The organism is Rhabdaerophilum sp., from assembly GCF_046092605.1.
Lineage (GTDB): Bacteria > Pseudomonadota > Alphaproteobacteria > Rhizobiales > Beijerinckiaceae > Rhabdaerophilum.
Window position 1 is genome coordinate 1 of sequence record NZ_JBJTDY010000049.1, and the last position, 15,083, is coordinate 15,083.

The following is a 15,083-nucleotide window of genomic DNA, read 5'->3' on the forward strand; positions in this document are numbered from 1 at the left end:
CGGAAGATCACAGCCGCATTCGATGGCGGGTGTGGCGGGGTTGATGGTGCGGATCGGATCGGTGTAAACAGCTAAATCCTACGCGATATCATACCGTTATGCTACATCCGCCAACCCAAAATCAGCCCCCTCATGAATAAGACGGGCTAACAGGCTCTGTCGTATTTTGTAATACGTCTGGTTGCTCGAATTAGAATTCAAACTGACCCACTACCCGGCAGGGAGATCCGCGCCAAATGCCGAATGAGGAGAGTTCGCACCGGCAAGTGCTGGAATTCCTGGTCGCCGCCGGGGTCGAGACACCGCTTGACGAGCATCCCGTGGACCGGTTCGCGCTCTCCGTTCCGCCCCCGGGGAAGGTAGAGGCGCCTCCTCCGGTGCCGGAAAAACAGGCCGCGCCGCGCGTTGCCGGTGGCGCCCCGGCCCCGCTCGCGCCCGATGCCGCGATCATGGAAGCCCGGCGGCTCGCCGCTTCCGCGCCGGATCTCGAAACCCTCCGCGCTCTGCTCGATGCCTTCGAGGGCTGCGCGCTGAAATCCACCGCTTCGCGCCTCGTCTTCGCGGATGGGGCGCCCGGCGCTCCGGTGATGATCGTGGGCGAGGCGCCGGGCCGCGACGAGGATGAAATCGGCCGTCCCTTCGTGGGGCGCGCCGGGCAATTGCTCGACAAGATGCTCAACGCGATCGGGCTTAACCGCGAGAATGTCTATGTCGCGAACACGGTTCCCTGGCGGCCGCCGGGCAATCGCACGCCGACGCCGCAGGAGATCGCGATCTGCCTGCCCTTCATCACGCGGCAGATCGAGCTTTCCGCGCCGAAAATCCTCGTGACCATGGGCGCGCCCGCGACCCAGACCTTGCTTGGGCAGAAGGAAGGCATCCTGCGCCTGCGTGGCCGCTGGTTCGAATATGGGTTGAAGGGCGGCACCATCCCGGCGCTCGCGACGCTTCACCCGGCCTATCTGCTGCGCCAGCCTTCGCAGAAGGCGCTGGCCTGGCGCGACCTCAGCGCGCTCCGGGCGAAGCTGGCCCATCTTGCGTGAAACTGGTTCATGGATCATGCGGGCCGGCTGGGGATGATCCGGCACGGAAAGACAGAAATCCGCGTTCGCGGCGCGAGGGAGAAACAGAATGCGGCTCGACGAAATCGGTGAGTCCAGCAACATCGAGGATCGTCGTGGCCAGGGCGGGGGCTTCGGCGGCGGTTTTCCCGGCGGGCGCGGCGGCCTGGGCTTCGGCACCATCGCGGTGCTGACCCTTGTCGGCTACCTGTTCGGGATCAATCCGGCGATCCTCATCGGCGGCGCGGAGATGATCGGCACGGGACGTGACACCATCTCCCAGCGCTCCGCGCCACCGCCGAGTTCCGCCGGACAGGACCAGCTTCGCACCTTTGTCTCGCGGGTATTGCGGACCAACGAGGATGTCTGGCAGCAGGTTCTGCCGGAGCAGAGCGGCGTGGCCTTCCGGCCCGCTTCGCTGGTTCTCTTCCGGGGGGCGACGCGCTCGGCCTGCGGTGGCGCGCAGAGCGCGATGGGCCCCTTCTACTGCCCGGCCGATACGCGCATCTATCTCGACATGAGCTTCTTCGAGGAAATGCGCACCCGGATGCGCGCGGGTGGGGATTTTGCCTATGCCTATGTGATCGCGCATGAAATGGGCCACCATATCCAGTATCTTCTGGGCATCCTGCCGCGTGTCCAGGCGGCGCAGCAGCGCCTTTCCCGCAGGGAGGCGAATGCGCTCTCGGTGCGCGTGGAACTGATGGCGGATTGCCTCGCAGGCGTCTGGGCGCATCACGCCAACCAGCGCTGGCGCATTCTCGAGCAGGGCGATCTCGAGGAGGCGCTCGCCGCGGCTGCCGCCATCGGCGATGACAAGCTCCAGAAGCAGGCGCAGGGCTACATCGTGCCGGACAGCTTCACGCACGGCACATCCGAGCAACGCATGCGCTGGCTGAAGCAGGGCCTTCGCACCGTCAGCGTGAAGGCCTGCGATACCTTCAATGCGCGCGCGCTCTGATCTTGCGCAAGGACACCATCTCTTGCGCAAGGACATCATCTCTTGCGCAAGGACATCATCCGCCTGCTTGGCAGAATCATGCCAAGCTGCAACGAAGCCAGGAAGGAAGCAAGGAAGGGAGCGATATCGGATGCGCAACGCCACGCTGGCTGCAATGATGCTGGCAGCGACGGCCTTGCCTGCCCTTTCGCAGGAGAGGCAGCCGCGGCGCGATCTCATCCTCGAGTGTATGGCCTGCCATGGCGATGACGGAATCGCCAAGGACAAGGACGTGCCGCATCTCGCCGGCCAGAATTACGAATACTTGTTGAAGCAGCTCCACGATTTCCAGAAGGGGCGTCGTCCGCACAAGGAAATGCGGCTTATGAGCCGCCTGATGACGGAATTCGAATTGCAGGAGATTGCCGATTTCTACGCCCGCCTTCCGCGAGACCCGAAACCCTGATCATTCCGGCACGCGCCGGGCGGCCACGGGAAGCCGGGCGAGATCGGCATAGCGATGCGTGAAGGGATCGGCCTTCATCTGCGCCACCTGCCGGCTCACCGAGCCTGGCAGCAGCAGAACCTGATCCCGCCCGGGTGCCGATGAAGCCGCCGCGAAAATCCGGCTCAGCAGGGATCGCGGTCTTTCGGTTTCCGTCGCGGCCGGACGATCGCCGAGAAGCGGCAGAGAATCCGCGAGAACCGGCCAGAATTCCTGTCCCAGCATCAGCCCCGTATCCATGACGAGAAGCGGCGAGCCGCCGGCATTCGCCACCACACGGCTGAAGCCTTCGGCCCAATCTGCCTCCACGAGCACGCGACAGCCCGCGGAATCGGCGATTTCCTCGATTTCGGAATTACGCTCGGCGGCGACGAGGGTGGCGGAACCGACAAGCCCCTCGATAACCCCCCGCACCAGTGGGCCGAGGGTGGCGGAAAGCGCACGAGGCGCAGGTCGCGCCCGGATGACCGCAGAGAACATCACCCATATTGCGGTGCACAACGAGAAAAAATCAAGGGCTCAGGCAAATTTGCAGGAAAATCGCGTCAAGCGAAACGCCGGCACCCCTTGACGAATCGGGTTTGTTCGATTTTTGTTCTCTTCATGCGCAAGCCGATCGCCCGCCTGTCCGAGGAGCCGCTGGAAACCCGGAATGCCACCCGCATCGCCGATGCGAACCGCCACGGGCGGGGTTCGATCAGCAACCTCGCGGGTCGTCATGAGCCGCAGATGCGTGAAGTGTTCGACGATGGCTGGAGCGAGGAAGAGGCCGCGCCGGCGCTTCGCACCGAAACCAGCCTGGAGCAGGCCCGCACCATCATCACGCGGAACCGGTCGCCTGATATCCCGTTCGACCGCTCCATCAACCCCTATCGGGGCTGCGAGCATGGCTGTTCCTATTGCTTCGCGCGGCCCAGCCACGCCTATCTCGGGCTGTCGCCGGGCCTCGATTTCGAGACGAAACTCACGGCGAAACCCAATGCAGCGGAATTGCTGGAGCGGGAGCTTGCCCGGCCGGGCTACCAGCCCAAACCCATCGCGCTTGGCACGAATACCGACCCCTACCAGCCGATCGAGCGCGAGCATCGCATCACGCGCGGCATCCTCGAAGTGCTGTCGCGCGTGGGCCATCCCGTGACGATCGTCACGAAATCGGCCGGTATCACGCGCGACATCGACATCCTCGCGCCCATGGCCGAGCGTGGTCTCGCGAAGGTCGCGATTTCGCTGACCACGCTCGATCGCAGGCTCGCCCGCGCCATGGAGCCGCGCGCGCCCACCCCGCAGAAGCGGCTCGATGCCATCCGGCAATTGTCGGAAGCGGGCATTCCCACCGCGGCGATCACCGCGCCGATCATCCCGGCGATCAACGATCCGGAAATCGAGGCCTTGCTCGAAGCCGCGCAGCAGGCCGGCTCGCGCGAAGCGGGTTATGTGCTGCTGCGCCTGCCGCTCGAATTGCGTGATCTCTTCCGCGAATGGCTGCTCGCGCATTATCCCGGCAAGCTGCGCCATGTGCTGAGCCTTGTGCAATCGACACGCGGCGGCAAGGACTATGTCGCGGATTTCGAAACGCGGCAGACCGGAACGGGGTTTTACGCCGAATTGATCGCGAAACGCCATCGCCTCGCCTGCGAACGGCTCGGCCTCGTGCGGCGCCACCAGCGCCTGAGGACCGATCTCTTCGTGCCGCCGAGCCTGCCGGGCCAGCAACTCTCGCTGCTCTGATTCAGGCGCGGACGAAGAAGATGCGCAGGGCAAGCGCCGTGACCACAACGGCCGCGCCCAGCATGGCAAGGCGAAGGAACAGACCGCGCCAGTTCATCGGCGCATCGGGATCGGCGACAACAAAGTCGCTGGAAAAGCCCCAGGGCCAGAACCATGTGCGAAGCGGCGGTTTCTTCGTTGGCATCGGCCTGGCCGGCGCTGCTGCGGGATCGATCTTCGGTGCGTCGATCATCAGCGAGGCCCGTTCGCGATAGGCTGCGAGCCGGCGATCGGCCGTCTCGCCCATGAGGAAGAGGCGGATCTCGCCCTCATTTGGCTTGCGTTGTTCGGCAGCCTCGAAAGCGGTGACCCAATCAAGAAATGCGCGGCGATGAAGCGCGAAGGCCACGAGGCCCTCCGCGTCATCCTCATCCGCAACAAGCTTGGCAAGAAGCGCAACTTCGCCGTCCAGCGCTGCGGCAAGCGAACCAGCTGTGTTCTCCGCCATGGCAAATTTCCTCTTCCCGATTCGGGTGCTGCGGGAGCATTGTGGCCTGAAGCCCAAGCCGATCAACTCCCTTGCCTCCAATCCCCTGCCTCCACTCCCTTGCCTCAACGCCCGATGCCGAAACCCTGGTCGCCCCTTTCCCCTGTCGCGCGCAAGGCTCGCCTGCTGGCGGGGCTCGATGAGGTGGGACGCGGGCCGCTTGCCGGCCCCGTGGTGGCGGCAGCGGTGGTTCTTCCGGATGATTTTCCCATCGACGAGCTTGCGGATTCCAAAAGCCTGCGTCCCGCGCGCCGAAGGCTTCTTTCGGATCTCATCCGGAATCACTGCGTGGTGGGCGTTGCCAGCCTGCCCGCGCCGGCGATCGACCGACTGAACATCCGGGCCGCGAGCCTCGAGGCCATGCGCCGGGCGATTCTCGCGCTTCCGGTTGTTCCCGACTTTGCTCTCGTCGATGGCCGCGACATTCCGCCTGGACTTCCCTGCCCGGCGGAAGCGGTCGTGAAGGGCGATGCAACGGTCGCCGCCATCGCCGCCGCCTCCCTTGTCGCGAAGGTCGCGCGCGACGCCATGATGGTGAAGGCGGCCGGGGAATTTCCCGGCTATGGCTTCGAGAAGCATATGGGATACGGGTCGCCCGCCCATCTTGCCGCCCTGCGGGAAAAGGGGCTGACGCCGCTCCACCGCCTGTCTTTCGCACCTTGCCGGACAATCGCCGGGAACAATTTGCAATCCCGAGTGGTGCAAAAACGGGACAAGATCAAATTTGATCCATAAACCCGGCCTTCACTGTCTTCGGCCAGTATCCTGCCTGTCTGTCGTTTCTCCGGTGCGGTTGTCATGCGTATCGTCCGCTCGGCAGCGAACAGTCACAGGCCCCGGATTTCTGTCTCGCGTACCGGGGACGTGACTGATCGCACCGGCCCAGTTGTTCCTGTCGATTCTATTCTGGTGGGCGATTGCGTCGCGCAACTCGCGCGCCTGCCGCAGCATTCGGTCGACCTCGTTTTTGCCGATCCCCCCTACAACCTGCAGCTCGCGGGCAACCTCACGCGCCCCGACCACAGCCTCGTTGATGCCGTGGACGATGCCTGGGACCAGTTCGAGAGCTTCGAGGCCTATGATCGTTTCACGCGCGCCTGGCTCGGCGAATGCCGCCGGGTGCTGAAGCCCAATGGCACGCTGTTCGTGATCGGCAGCTATCACAACATCTTTCGGGTCGGCACCGCCCTGCAGGATCTCGGCTTCTGGATCCTGAACGACATCGTCTGGCGCAAGGCCAATCCGATGCCGAATTTCCGCGGCCGGCGCTTCACCAACGCGCATGAGACGCTGATCTGGGCCGCGCGCGACCAGGCCGCGAAGAAATACACCTTCCATTACGAGGCGCTGAAGGCGGGCAACGAGGATCTGCAGGCGCGTTCGGATTGGTATCTGCCGCTCTGCACCGGTGCCGAGCGTCTGAAGGATGAAGCTGGCGAAAAGCTTCACCCCACGCAGAAGCCCGAAAGCCTGCTCGCCCGCGTGCTGCTCTCGGCGACCAATGCCGGCGATATCGTGCTCGACCCCTTCTTCGGCACCGGCACGACGGGCGCGGTGGCGAAGAAGCTTGGACGGCACTTCATCGGGCTCGAGCGCGAGGAAATCTATGCCGCGGCCGCCCGTGCGCGCATCGCGGCTGTCGAGCCCATGCCCCCCGAACTGCTCCTGCAGCCGACCACAAAGCGCGAAGAACCGCGCGTGGCCTTCGCGAGCCTGATCGAGGGCGGATACATTGCTGCCGGCACCGTGCTGACCGATGCGAAGAAGCGCCATTCTGCAACCGTGCGGCCGGATGGGCAGATCGTCGCGAATGGCATCGTCGGCTCGATCCACAAGATCGGAGCGCTGGTGCAGGGGCTGCCCGCCTGCAATGGCTGGACCTTCTGGCATACCGAGAACGGCAAGGCGCTGGAGCCGATCGACACCCGGCGGGCGGCTTTCCGCGCCAAAGAAGTGGCCTGACCGCTCAACGCAGCGCGCGCAGATCAACGCAATGCGCGCAGATCAACGCAGCGCGCGCAACCCTGCCTCGATGACCTTGCGGAACAGGGTCGGCAGCGGCTCGTCACCAAGCCTTTCCAGCGAGACCCAGCGCATGCCCTCCGGCGCAGGCGCTGTTGCAGGCAGCCGCGCGACCGCGATCTCCATCCGCAAGTCGATATGCGTGAAGACATGGATCACCGGCTGGTTCAGCCGCCGCCATTCCGCCTGAAGGGGCGCGGCCCCCAGGCTGCCTGCCCCGGCCGACCAATCGACATTCGGAACCTCGGCCATGCCCGCGAGCAGGCCTTTCCCGGCTCTGGTGCGGAGCAGGATGCGCGCCTGCGAATCCAGCGCCACGAAAGCGAGGCTTTGCAGCTGCTTCCTGCCCTTCTTCGCGGGCTTCACGGGGAAAGCCGCAGCCTGACCTCTCACCCGCGCCACACAGGCGTCGGAGAGCGGACAGAGCTGGCAGGAGGGCGATTTCGGCGTGCAGAGGGTTGCACCGAGATCCATCAGGGCTTGCGCGAAATCACCCGGGCGATCCGCCGGCACCATGCCATCGAGCACCGCTCGTATCTCCGGTTTCGCTTTCGGCAGAAGTGTGTCGATGGCGGCGAGCCGCGTGACCACCCGCTCGACATTCCCGTCGATCACAATCGCGCGCTCGCCGAAAGCAATCGCGGCAATCGCGGCCGCCGTGTAGGCGCCGATGCCCGGCAATGCGCGCAAACCGTCTTCGGTTTCCGGAAACCGCCCGTTGAAATCGCGCGCGACGGCCCGCGCGCAAGCAAGCAGATTGCGGGCACGGGCATAATAGCCGAGGCCCGCCCAGGCGGTCATGACGGCGTGATCCTCGGCCGCGGCGAGCGCCTCCACATCCGGCCAGAGCGCCAGAAACTTCGCAAAATAGGGCTTCACCGCCTCCACACTCGTCTGCTGCAGCATGTTTTCCGACAACCAGACGCGATAGGGCTCGGCGCGCCCCGATTTCACCCGCCATGGCAGGTCCCGCCCCGACCGATCATACCAGGCAAGCAGGGCGGCGGTTCGGAGATCGGCGGAGGGCGAATGGGCGGGCATCCCCCCGGTTATGGCGAGGCCCGTGCACCTGGCCAAGGGCGCGATGCTCTTTTCCATGCGCAATCCGGGGATAACTTCGTTCTCTTCTTGTTCTCGCCATAATCTGCGCTAGTCTGCTAGGAAGAGAAGGTCAAGGTGCCCGATGGACCGCGCGATTGCACAGCAGCCGAATGTCCGCCCCGAACCGCGCAAGCGGCCCCGGACGAGCCGGCTCGCCTTGCTGATGCCGGACCTGCTGGAGCCCACCTTGCGCGAGCGAGGCTTTGCATCCGCGACCCTGCTCGCGGAATGGGCGGAGATTGTTGGCCCGGCGCTGGCGGAATTCACGGTTCCACTCGAAATCCGCTGGCCGAGAAAGCGAGTGGAGGCCGGGTCTACGGCGCCCCGCGGCGGTCGCATGCAGGAAAAGGCCGAGGGCGCGGTGCTGGTCGTCACCTGCGCCAGCGCTTTCGCCCTGGAGGTGCAGATGGCCTCCGGGCGCATCCTCGATGCAGTGAACCGCCGCCTCGGTTTTCGCGCGGTCACGCGGCTTGAAATCCGCCAGGGTGAGACGCCAAAGCCGCGCACTGCCTTCATGGAGCGGGAGATTCCCGCAGCCCTGGTCGAAGAGCAGCGGGATGCACTCGGCCATATCGCGAATGATGCGCTGCGCGAGGCTCTCGCCCGCCTCGGCGCGGGGATCGCCGCGAAGGACCGCAAAACGCGATTGTGAAGCCCGCCCGCTTGCAGCCTTTCGTGCTTGCCCCTAACTCAATCTCCGCCATCATCGCGGGCGAAAACTGACCTTACCGAAGCCGGAGAGTATCTTCCATGCCGCAGAGCCCTGTCATTCCCCGCCTTCCCGTCGTCCGCCGGCAGGCGCTGATCGCTCTTGCGATGGTCGCTCTTGCGGGGCTCGCCCTGCCACTCGCGCTCGGCGCTCCGTCCTTCGCGCAAGCGCAGGACCAGATGCCACTCGTCGACGTGATGCAGGCCGGCCCACTCGGCGATCGCAGCCTCGGCAAGGAGGACGCGCCGGTCACGATCGTGGAATACGCCTCCTTCACCTGCGTGCATTGCGCAAATTTCCACGTGAACACGCTGCCGGCACTGAAGGAAAAGTACATCGACAGCGGCAAGGTGCGCCTCGTGTTCCGGGAATTTCCCTTCGATGCCATGGCGACCGCGATGTCCATGCTGGCGCGCTGCGCACCGGCCGAGCGCTATTATCCGCTCATCGACCTGTTCTTCCGTCGTCAGGAAGCCATCCTGACCTCGCAGAAGCCGCTGGATGACCTGCTTGCCGCCGCGCGCCTTGCCGGTTTCTCACAGGAAAGCTTCGAGGCCTGCTTGAAAAACCAGTCGATCTATGACGGCGTGAATGCGGTGAAGAAGCACGGCGCGGAGAAGCTTGGCGTCAATTCCACTCCCACCTTCTTCATCAATGGCAAGCGGGTGAGCGGCGCGCGTTCCATCGCGGAGATGGACCAGCTGCTTGAGCCGCTGCTCCCGAAATAAGGTCCTCCGGGCCTTGTTGCCGGAGCAGGGCAACCCACCTCATCGGAAGGCCGCAGGTCGCGGCTCAGGCTGGAGCGGTTCCGGGTGAAGTTCGAGAGGCTGCGCCTTCACGGGTTCAAGACCTTCGTCGATCCGGCGGAGCTTTTCATCGCGCCCGGCCTCACGGGCATTGTCGGCCCCAATGGCTGTGGCAAATCCAATCTCGTGGAGGCCCTGCGCTGGGCGATGGGGGAAACCTCGTCGAAATCCCTGCGCGGCGGCGAGATGGATGACGTGATCTTTGCCGGCGCGGGCACCCGCCCCGTCCGTAACCACGCTGAAGTTTCCATTCGGCTCGCGGAGCCTCCTCAGGACCTCCCTGGCCATCTCCACAGGGCCGAGGCACTGGAGGTCACGCGGAGGATCGTGCGCGAACAGGGCTCGACTTTCCGCATCAACGGGCGGGAAGTGCGGGCGCGCGACGTGCAGATCCTGTTCGCGGATGCTGCGTCCGGCGCACGTTCGCCCTCCCTGGTGCGGCAGGGGCAGATCGGCGAGATCATCAACGCGAAGCCGCAGCATCGCCGTCGCATTCTCGAGGATGCCGCCGGCACGGCCGGCCTTCACGCTCGCCGCCACGAGGCGGAGCTGCGCCTGCGGCAGGCCGAGGAGAACCTTCTGCGCGCCGAAGATGTTCTCGGGGAACTTGATCGGCAGGCGGGCGATCTGCGCAGGCAGGCGCGGCAGGCGGAGCGATACAAGACACTTCAGACCGAAATCCGCGCGCTGGACCTGCGCCTCCTCGCCTCTTCGCTGGAGCGGGCCCGACAGGAGGCCGATGTCGCGAAACAGGCGCATGAGGAAGCGATCCGCGCCGTCGCCGCCGCAACCGTGCAGCAGGGCGAGACCGAGCGCGAACGCGCCGTGAAGGCGCATGAACTCGAACAGGCGCGCGCGGGCGCCGCCGAGCGGTTCCAGGCGTTGCAGGCCCTCCTCGTGAGACGCGAAACGCTCGATGGTGAAATTGCGCGAATCGAACAGCGTCTCCAGGAAATCACAAGCCGCCGTGCCGAACTCGATCGAGATCACGAAGCCGCAGGGCGTTTGCTGGGCGATGCGGAAGGCGCGCAGGCGGGGCTGGCTGCCGAGGCGCGGACGCATGATTCAGAGCGGGAAAAGCTCTCGGCGGAAGAAAAATCCCTCACGGAAGCGCGGCAGCGGGCCGAGACCCTGCGAAACGCGGAAGAGCAGAAACTTCGCGCGCTCACCATTGCACGGGCCGAAGCGGAGGCCGCCGAGCGCGCGGCCGACCAGCGGCTTCAGGCCGCGACCACCCGCGCGGCGCGCCTCGCCGTGCAGGCCGAGGAGGCTGAGCGGGCGCTGGCCGCGCTCCTGCAGGATTCCACCGCGCTCGCGGATTACACACGTATGCAAGCCGAGCTCGATCGTCTCGGAGCGGAGCTTGCGACAGCCTCCACCCGCTCGGATGAGGCCGAGGCCAAGGCCCGCGCCGCGCGCGATGCCGAGCAGGGCGCGCGCCCGAAGCTCGCGGAGGCAGAACGCCTGCTCCAGCGCCTCGAAACCGAGGCCCGCACGATCCGCAAGCTCGTGGATGCGACCGAGCCCGGCCTCTGGACGCCGGCCATTGACCAGATCGTGGTCGAGCCGGGCTACGAGACAGCGCTGGCGGCCGCCCTCGGCGAGGATCTCGACGCGGCCATTGAATGGGGCGCCCCGCGCCATTGGGGCGAGCGCGCGCTGGATGGCGAGCCCAGCCTGCCGGCGGGCGTGAAGCCGCTCATTTCCATGGTGAAGGCCCCCGCGCCCCTGCATCTGCGCCTGCGCCAGATCGGCCTTTGCGCGCGTGAAGAGGGCGAAAAGCTTCAGGCGCAGCTTCAGCCCGGTCAACGCCTCGTGAGCCGCGAGGGCGATCTCTGGCGCTGGGATGGCTTTGCCGCGCGAGGCGATGCGCCCAGCGCCGCGGCCCGTCGCCTTGCAGAACGCAACCGGTTGGAAGAGCTCGAACGCGAGGCGCGCGAGGCCAGGACCAGGCGCGATGCTGCGCGCGACGTGCTTGATCGCATCCTGCGCGCCCTGCGCGAGGCACAGGAGGCGGAAGCGGTCGCGCGCGAGGCGGTGCGTCGCATCACGCGCCAGCGCGAGGAGGCCAATGCCGCGCTGCAGCGCGAGATGCTTCGCACGGAAGAGATGCGCCTCAGGCTAGAGGCCGCACGGCTGCGTCGCGAGACCTTGGCGAATGACCTCGCCGAATCGCGCCGCGAGGAGGAGGAGGCACGCGCGGCTCGCGGTGCCCTGCCCGCGCGCTCCGCCGAGGACCCGGCATTTCAGGCGCAGGAGGCGCGCCTTTCGGAAGCACGGCAGGTGGAAAATGCGGCGCGTGACGCTTTGTCGCGCCTTCTGGCCGCCCGCCATGCGGCCGAGCAACGCCTCGCGGGCATCGAGCGCGAGCAGGCGGCCTGGGAGCAGCGTGCTGCCCGCGCGCGGGAATCCCTCGGCGAACATGAAGGCCGGCGCGCTCGCCTTGAGGAGGAGTTTGCGAGGCTCGAAGGTGAACCGGCCGAGCTTTCTGCCCGCCGTCGCGGAATCGCGGGAGAAATCGACATCGCGGAAGGCGCGCGCAAGGTCGCCGATGACATGCTCGCCCGGTGCGAGAGCGCGGCGCGCGCAGCCGATGAGGCGGCGCGGCAGGCCGCCAATGCCCTCTCGCAGGCTCGCGAACTGGCGGGACGACTGGAAGTTTCGCGCGAAAACGCCGATTCCCGGCTGATCCACGTGATCCAGACCATCGAAGGCGAGATCGAGGGGCCGATCGAAGGCCTTTCGATCCCCATCGCGGCAGATCCGCGGCTCGAGACCCTCTCGCCGGAGGCCATCGAGGCGCGGCTGCGCGACCTGAAGCAGGATCGCGACCGCCTCGGCGCCGTGAACCTGCGCGCGGATACCGAGCTCGCGGAGGTGGAGACGCGCCATGCCGATCTTGCGCGCGAGCGCTCGGAGATCGAGGAGGCGATCCGCAAGTTCCGCCGGGCCATCGAATCGCTGAACAGCGAGGGACGCGCGCGGCTGCGCGAGGCATTCGAGGCGGTGCAGGGGCATTTCACGCGGCTCTTCACCCGGCTTTTCGGCGGCGGCACGGCGGAACTTCATCTTGTGGAGGCGGATGATCCGCTGGAGGCCGGGTTGGAGATCATTGCGCGTCCCCCGGGCAAGAAGCCGCAGCTTCTTTCGCTCCTTTCGGGTGGCGAACAGGCGCTGACCGCCACGGCACTGATCTTCGCGGTGTTCCTCACCAATCCGGCGCCGATCTGCGTTCTGGACGAGGTCGATGCCCCGCTCGACGATTCCAACGTGGAGCGGCTCTGCGCATTGCTGCATGATATTGCTCGCGAAACCGGCACGCGCTTCCTCGTGATCACCCATAACCCGATTAGCATGGCGGAAATGGATCGCCTCTTCGGCGTCACCATGGCCGAACGCGGCGTGAGCCAGCTCGTCTCGGTCGATCTCGCCGAGGCCGAGCGCCTTGCCGAGGCGGGCTGAGGCGCGTTTTCTGCTGCATTGCGGCAACATCCTCAGAAATGGCCCTATCCGATCGTTGAAGAGCCGAAAGAACGGCCCTTCCGTCCTTGACACAAACGTTTCCCCCTGTTTAACAGCGCGCGACGAACGGGGCGGGCGACCGCCCCTCGTGCTGTGGTGACGCGGGGCATTCCCGCGTGACGTGGCGCCGTCCAACCGGGTTCGGATGCAACCATGCCAGAGCCGGAGCCTCCCTCGCGGGACGCCGACAAAGCGGAAGCGGGACGTTCCAGCGACGAGCAGAAGCTGCGTGCGCGCCTCGAGGCCCTGAAATCGGAGCTCGGTGACGCGAAGGCGCGCGATGAGGCCGAACAGCAGGGCAAGTCGGGTTCGAGCAGCAATGCTTCGGCACTCGGCGCCGGGATGCGGGCGGCCTCCGAAATGGTCGCGGGCGTTCTGGTGGGGACCGGTATCGGCTTCCTGCTGGACCGGTTCTTTGGAACCAAGCCGTGGTTTCTCATCATCTTCATGATGCTGGGCATGGCCGCGGGGTTCCGGAACATCTACCGGCTGGGCATGCGACCCACTGTCCCGCCGGGTTCGAACGACAGGGGCGGCCCGCAACAGGGCCATTGAGGCGAAGGGACAGCGACCGTGGCGAGCGGAAAAGCAATCGAGCCGATGCACCAGTTCGAGATCAACAGGATCGTCGAACTCAAGCTGTTCGGAACCGATATTTCGTTCACCAATGCATCGCTGTGGATGCTCATCGCTCTGGCGGTCATCAGCTTCATCACGGTCTATGGCAGTGCGCAGCGTTCCATGGTGCCGGGCCGGCTGCAAAGTCTGGCCGAAATGAGCTACGAATTCGTCGCCAACACGCTGACGGGCGTGACCGGCAAGGAAGGCATGCAGTTCTTCCCCTTCGTCTTTTCGCTCTTCATGTTCGTTTTTGCCGCGAACATGCTCGGCATGATCCCCGGTTCCTTCACGGTCACGAGCCAGATCATCGTGACGGCCGCCTTCGCGCTGCTGGTGATCGGCACCGTGGTGGTTGTGGGCGTGGCAAAGCATGGTTCGCATTTCTTCGGGCTGTTCGTGCCCTCCGGCGTGCCGATCCCTATCCTGCTCCTGATGGTGCCGATCGAGATCATTTCCTTCCTGTCTCGCCCGGTTTCGCTCTCTCTTCGTCTGTTCGGAAACATGCTCGCCGGCCATATCGTGCTGAAGGCCTTTGGTGGTCTCACGGTCATGCTGCTGGGGGCCGGCGCCTGGGCCGTCATTTCGCCGTTGCCCCTGCTGATGGCCGTGGCGGTAACCGCGCTCGAATTCCTGGTGGCCTTCCTCCAGGCCTATGTCTTCACCATTCTGACCTGCGTCTACCTCAATGATGCGCACCATCCGGGGCACTGACGGGATCGCCGGACACGAAATCCACCACCACCTTTCTTCTCAAACGGAGTAATCTCGATGGATCCGATCGTTGGCAAGTATATCGGCGCTGGTCTCGCGGCGCTTGGCATGGGCCTCGCCGCCATCGGCGTGGGCAACATCTTCGGAAACTTTCTCTCGGGCGCGCGGCGCAACCCGTCGGCGGCCGATGGCCAGTTCACCCGCGCGCTGATTGGCGCGGCGCTCGCGGAAGGGCTCGGCATCTTCTCGTTCGTCGTCGTCATCTTCCTGCTCTTCGTGGTGTAAGGTCGAGCCTCGCTCACGCCTTTCGCGGGCGGCGCCTTCGGGAATGCCGCCCTTCACCACCCTGATGTCCGGATGCGGCCCATGCGCTTCGTGCTTGTGACGCTGATTGCGACCCTTCCCGCCCTGCCGGCCCTCGCGGCCGGTGGCGAGGGCGGCGGGCATCGCTTTCCGCCTTTCGATTCCTCGACCTATGCGAGCCAGCTCCTCTGGCTGGTGCTGACGTTCGGGACGCTCTATGCGTTGATGAGCCGCGTGGCCCTGCCGCGCATCGGTTCGGTGCTTGAAGCGCGTCGCGAGATGATCGAGGGGTCCCTCCGCGCGGCCAGCGCCGCTCAGAAGGAGGCCGAGGAGCAGGCGGCCGCTCTCGAGGCTTCGTTGACGAAGGCCCGCGCCAATGCGCAGGCTATTGCCGGCGAAGCGCGCGACAAGAGCGCCAAGGAGATCGAGGCGCAGCGTGTCTCGGTCGAGAAGGATCTCGCCGGCAAGCTCGCGGCAGCAGAAGCCCGCATCGCCGAGACCAAGGCCAAGGCGATGGGCAATGTCGAG

16 protein-coding genes are annotated in these 15,083 nt (G+C 65.7%); 13 read left to right on the forward strand and 3 right to left on the reverse strand.

Translation table 11 applies throughout. The features are described from left to right. The first annotated feature begins 236 nt into the window (after window positions 1-236). The 3 genes from ACKODO_RS04355 (at window position 237) to ACKODO_RS04365 (ending at window position 2,467) form a co-directional block, all read left to right on the forward strand. Complete coding sequence (locus ACKODO_RS04355) at window positions 237-1,043, forward strand: uracil-DNA glycosylase family protein (protein WP_408982228.1); 807 nt, start codon at window positions 237-239, stop codon at window positions 1,041-1,043. A gap of 88 nt (window positions 1,044-1,131) precedes the next feature. After that, on the forward strand, window positions 1,132-2,022 hold the full coding sequence (locus ACKODO_RS04360) for a neutral zinc metallopeptidase (RefSeq protein ID WP_408982229.1): 891 nt from the start codon (window positions 1,132-1,134) through the stop codon (window positions 2,020-2,022). Between the two features lie 130 nt (window positions 2,023-2,152). Then, window positions 2,153-2,467 (forward strand): c-type cytochrome, encoded by a 315-nt coding sequence (locus ACKODO_RS04365; RefSeq protein ID WP_408982230.1) that lies wholly within the window; start codon window positions 2,153-2,155, stop codon window positions 2,465-2,467. Here the strand turns inward: ACKODO_RS04365 and ACKODO_RS04370 are convergent, their stop codons facing one another. After that, window positions 2,468-2,986 carry a hypothetical protein gene (locus ACKODO_RS04370; RefSeq protein ID WP_408982231.1) on the reverse strand — a complete coding sequence of 173 codons (519 nt, stop codon included), beginning with the start codon at window positions 2,984-2,986 and terminating at the stop codon, window positions 2,468-2,470. It abuts the gene before it with no gap. Between the two features lie 123 nt (window positions 2,987-3,109). Here ACKODO_RS04370 and ACKODO_RS04375 point away from each other — a divergent pair, with 123 nt between their 5' ends. Beyond that, window positions 3,110-4,234, forward strand: a complete 1,125-nt coding sequence (locus ACKODO_RS04375; protein WP_408982232.1) for a PA0069 family radical SAM protein — start codon at window positions 3,110-3,112, stop codon at window positions 4,232-4,234. 1 nt (window position 4,235) lies between these two features. Here the strand turns inward: ACKODO_RS04375 and ACKODO_RS04380 are convergent, their stop codons facing one another. After that, on the reverse strand, window positions 4,236-4,721 hold the full coding sequence (locus ACKODO_RS04380; RefSeq protein WP_408982233.1) for a hypothetical protein: 486 nt from the start codon (window positions 4,719-4,721) through the stop codon (window positions 4,236-4,238). Window positions 4,722-4,835: 114 nt separating this feature from the next. On the opposite strand from ACKODO_RS04380, the gene ACKODO_RS04385 reads away from it, so the two are divergent. Continuing rightward, entirely contained in the window at window positions 4,836-5,495 is a 660-nt protein-coding gene (locus ACKODO_RS04385) for a ribonuclease HII (RefSeq protein WP_408982234.1), read from the forward strand. 63 nt (window positions 5,496-5,558) lie between these two features. Then, the gene (locus ACKODO_RS04390) at window positions 5,559-6,722 is read left to right on the forward strand and encodes a site-specific DNA-methyltransferase (protein ID WP_408982235.1); all 1,164 of its coding nucleotides are present in this window, start codon (window positions 5,559-5,561) and stop codon (window positions 6,720-6,722) included. Window positions 6,723-6,764: 42 nt separating this feature from the next. On the opposite strand, the gene mutY is transcribed toward ACKODO_RS04390, so the two are convergent. Next, the gene (gene mutY / locus ACKODO_RS04395) at window positions 6,765-7,880 is read right to left on the reverse strand and encodes an A/G-specific adenine glycosylase (protein WP_408982236.1); all 1,116 of its coding nucleotides are present in this window, start codon (window positions 7,878-7,880) and stop codon (window positions 6,765-6,767) included. Window positions 7,881-7,965: 85 nt separating this feature from the next. Here mutY and ACKODO_RS04400 point away from each other — a divergent pair, with 85 nt between their 5' ends. The 7 genes from ACKODO_RS04400 to ACKODO_RS04430 all read left to right on the forward strand — a co-directional run. Then, complete coding sequence (locus ACKODO_RS04400) at window positions 7,966-8,535, forward strand: DUF721 domain-containing protein (protein WP_408982237.1); 570 nt, start codon at window positions 7,966-7,968, stop codon at window positions 8,533-8,535. Between the two features lie 98 nt (window positions 8,536-8,633). Continuing rightward, on the forward strand, window positions 8,634-9,320 hold the full coding sequence (locus tag ACKODO_RS04405; RefSeq protein ID WP_408982238.1) for a DsbA family protein: 687 nt from the start codon (window positions 8,634-8,636) through the stop codon (window positions 9,318-9,320). An 84-nt stretch (window positions 9,321-9,404) separates the two neighbouring features. Beyond that, window positions 9,405-12,860 carry an AAA family ATPase gene (locus tag ACKODO_RS04410; protein WP_408982239.1) on the forward strand — a complete coding sequence of 1,152 codons (3,456 nt, stop codon included), beginning with the start codon at window positions 9,405-9,407 and terminating at the stop codon, window positions 12,858-12,860. Window positions 12,861-13,073: 213 nt separating this feature from the next. Then, window positions 13,074-13,475, forward strand: a complete 402-nt coding sequence (locus ACKODO_RS04415) for an AtpZ/AtpI family protein (RefSeq protein WP_408982240.1) — start codon at window positions 13,074-13,076, stop codon at window positions 13,473-13,475. A 45-nt stretch (window positions 13,476-13,520) separates the two neighbouring features. Beyond that, a complete protein-coding gene (locus ACKODO_RS04420) occupies window positions 13,521-14,252 on the forward strand; it encodes a F0F1 ATP synthase subunit A (protein WP_408982243.1) in 732 nt (243 codons plus the stop codon). 57 nt (window positions 14,253-14,309) lie between these two features. After that, window positions 14,310-14,537 (forward strand): F0F1 ATP synthase subunit C, encoded by a 228-nt coding sequence (locus ACKODO_RS04425; RefSeq protein ID WP_408982241.1) that lies wholly within the window; start codon window positions 14,310-14,312, stop codon window positions 14,535-14,537. 81 nt (window positions 14,538-14,618) lie between these two features. Further along, window positions 14,619-15,083: F0F1 ATP synthase subunit B' (locus ACKODO_RS04430; RefSeq protein WP_408982242.1), on the forward strand; the 465-nt coding region annotated here is incomplete at its 3' end.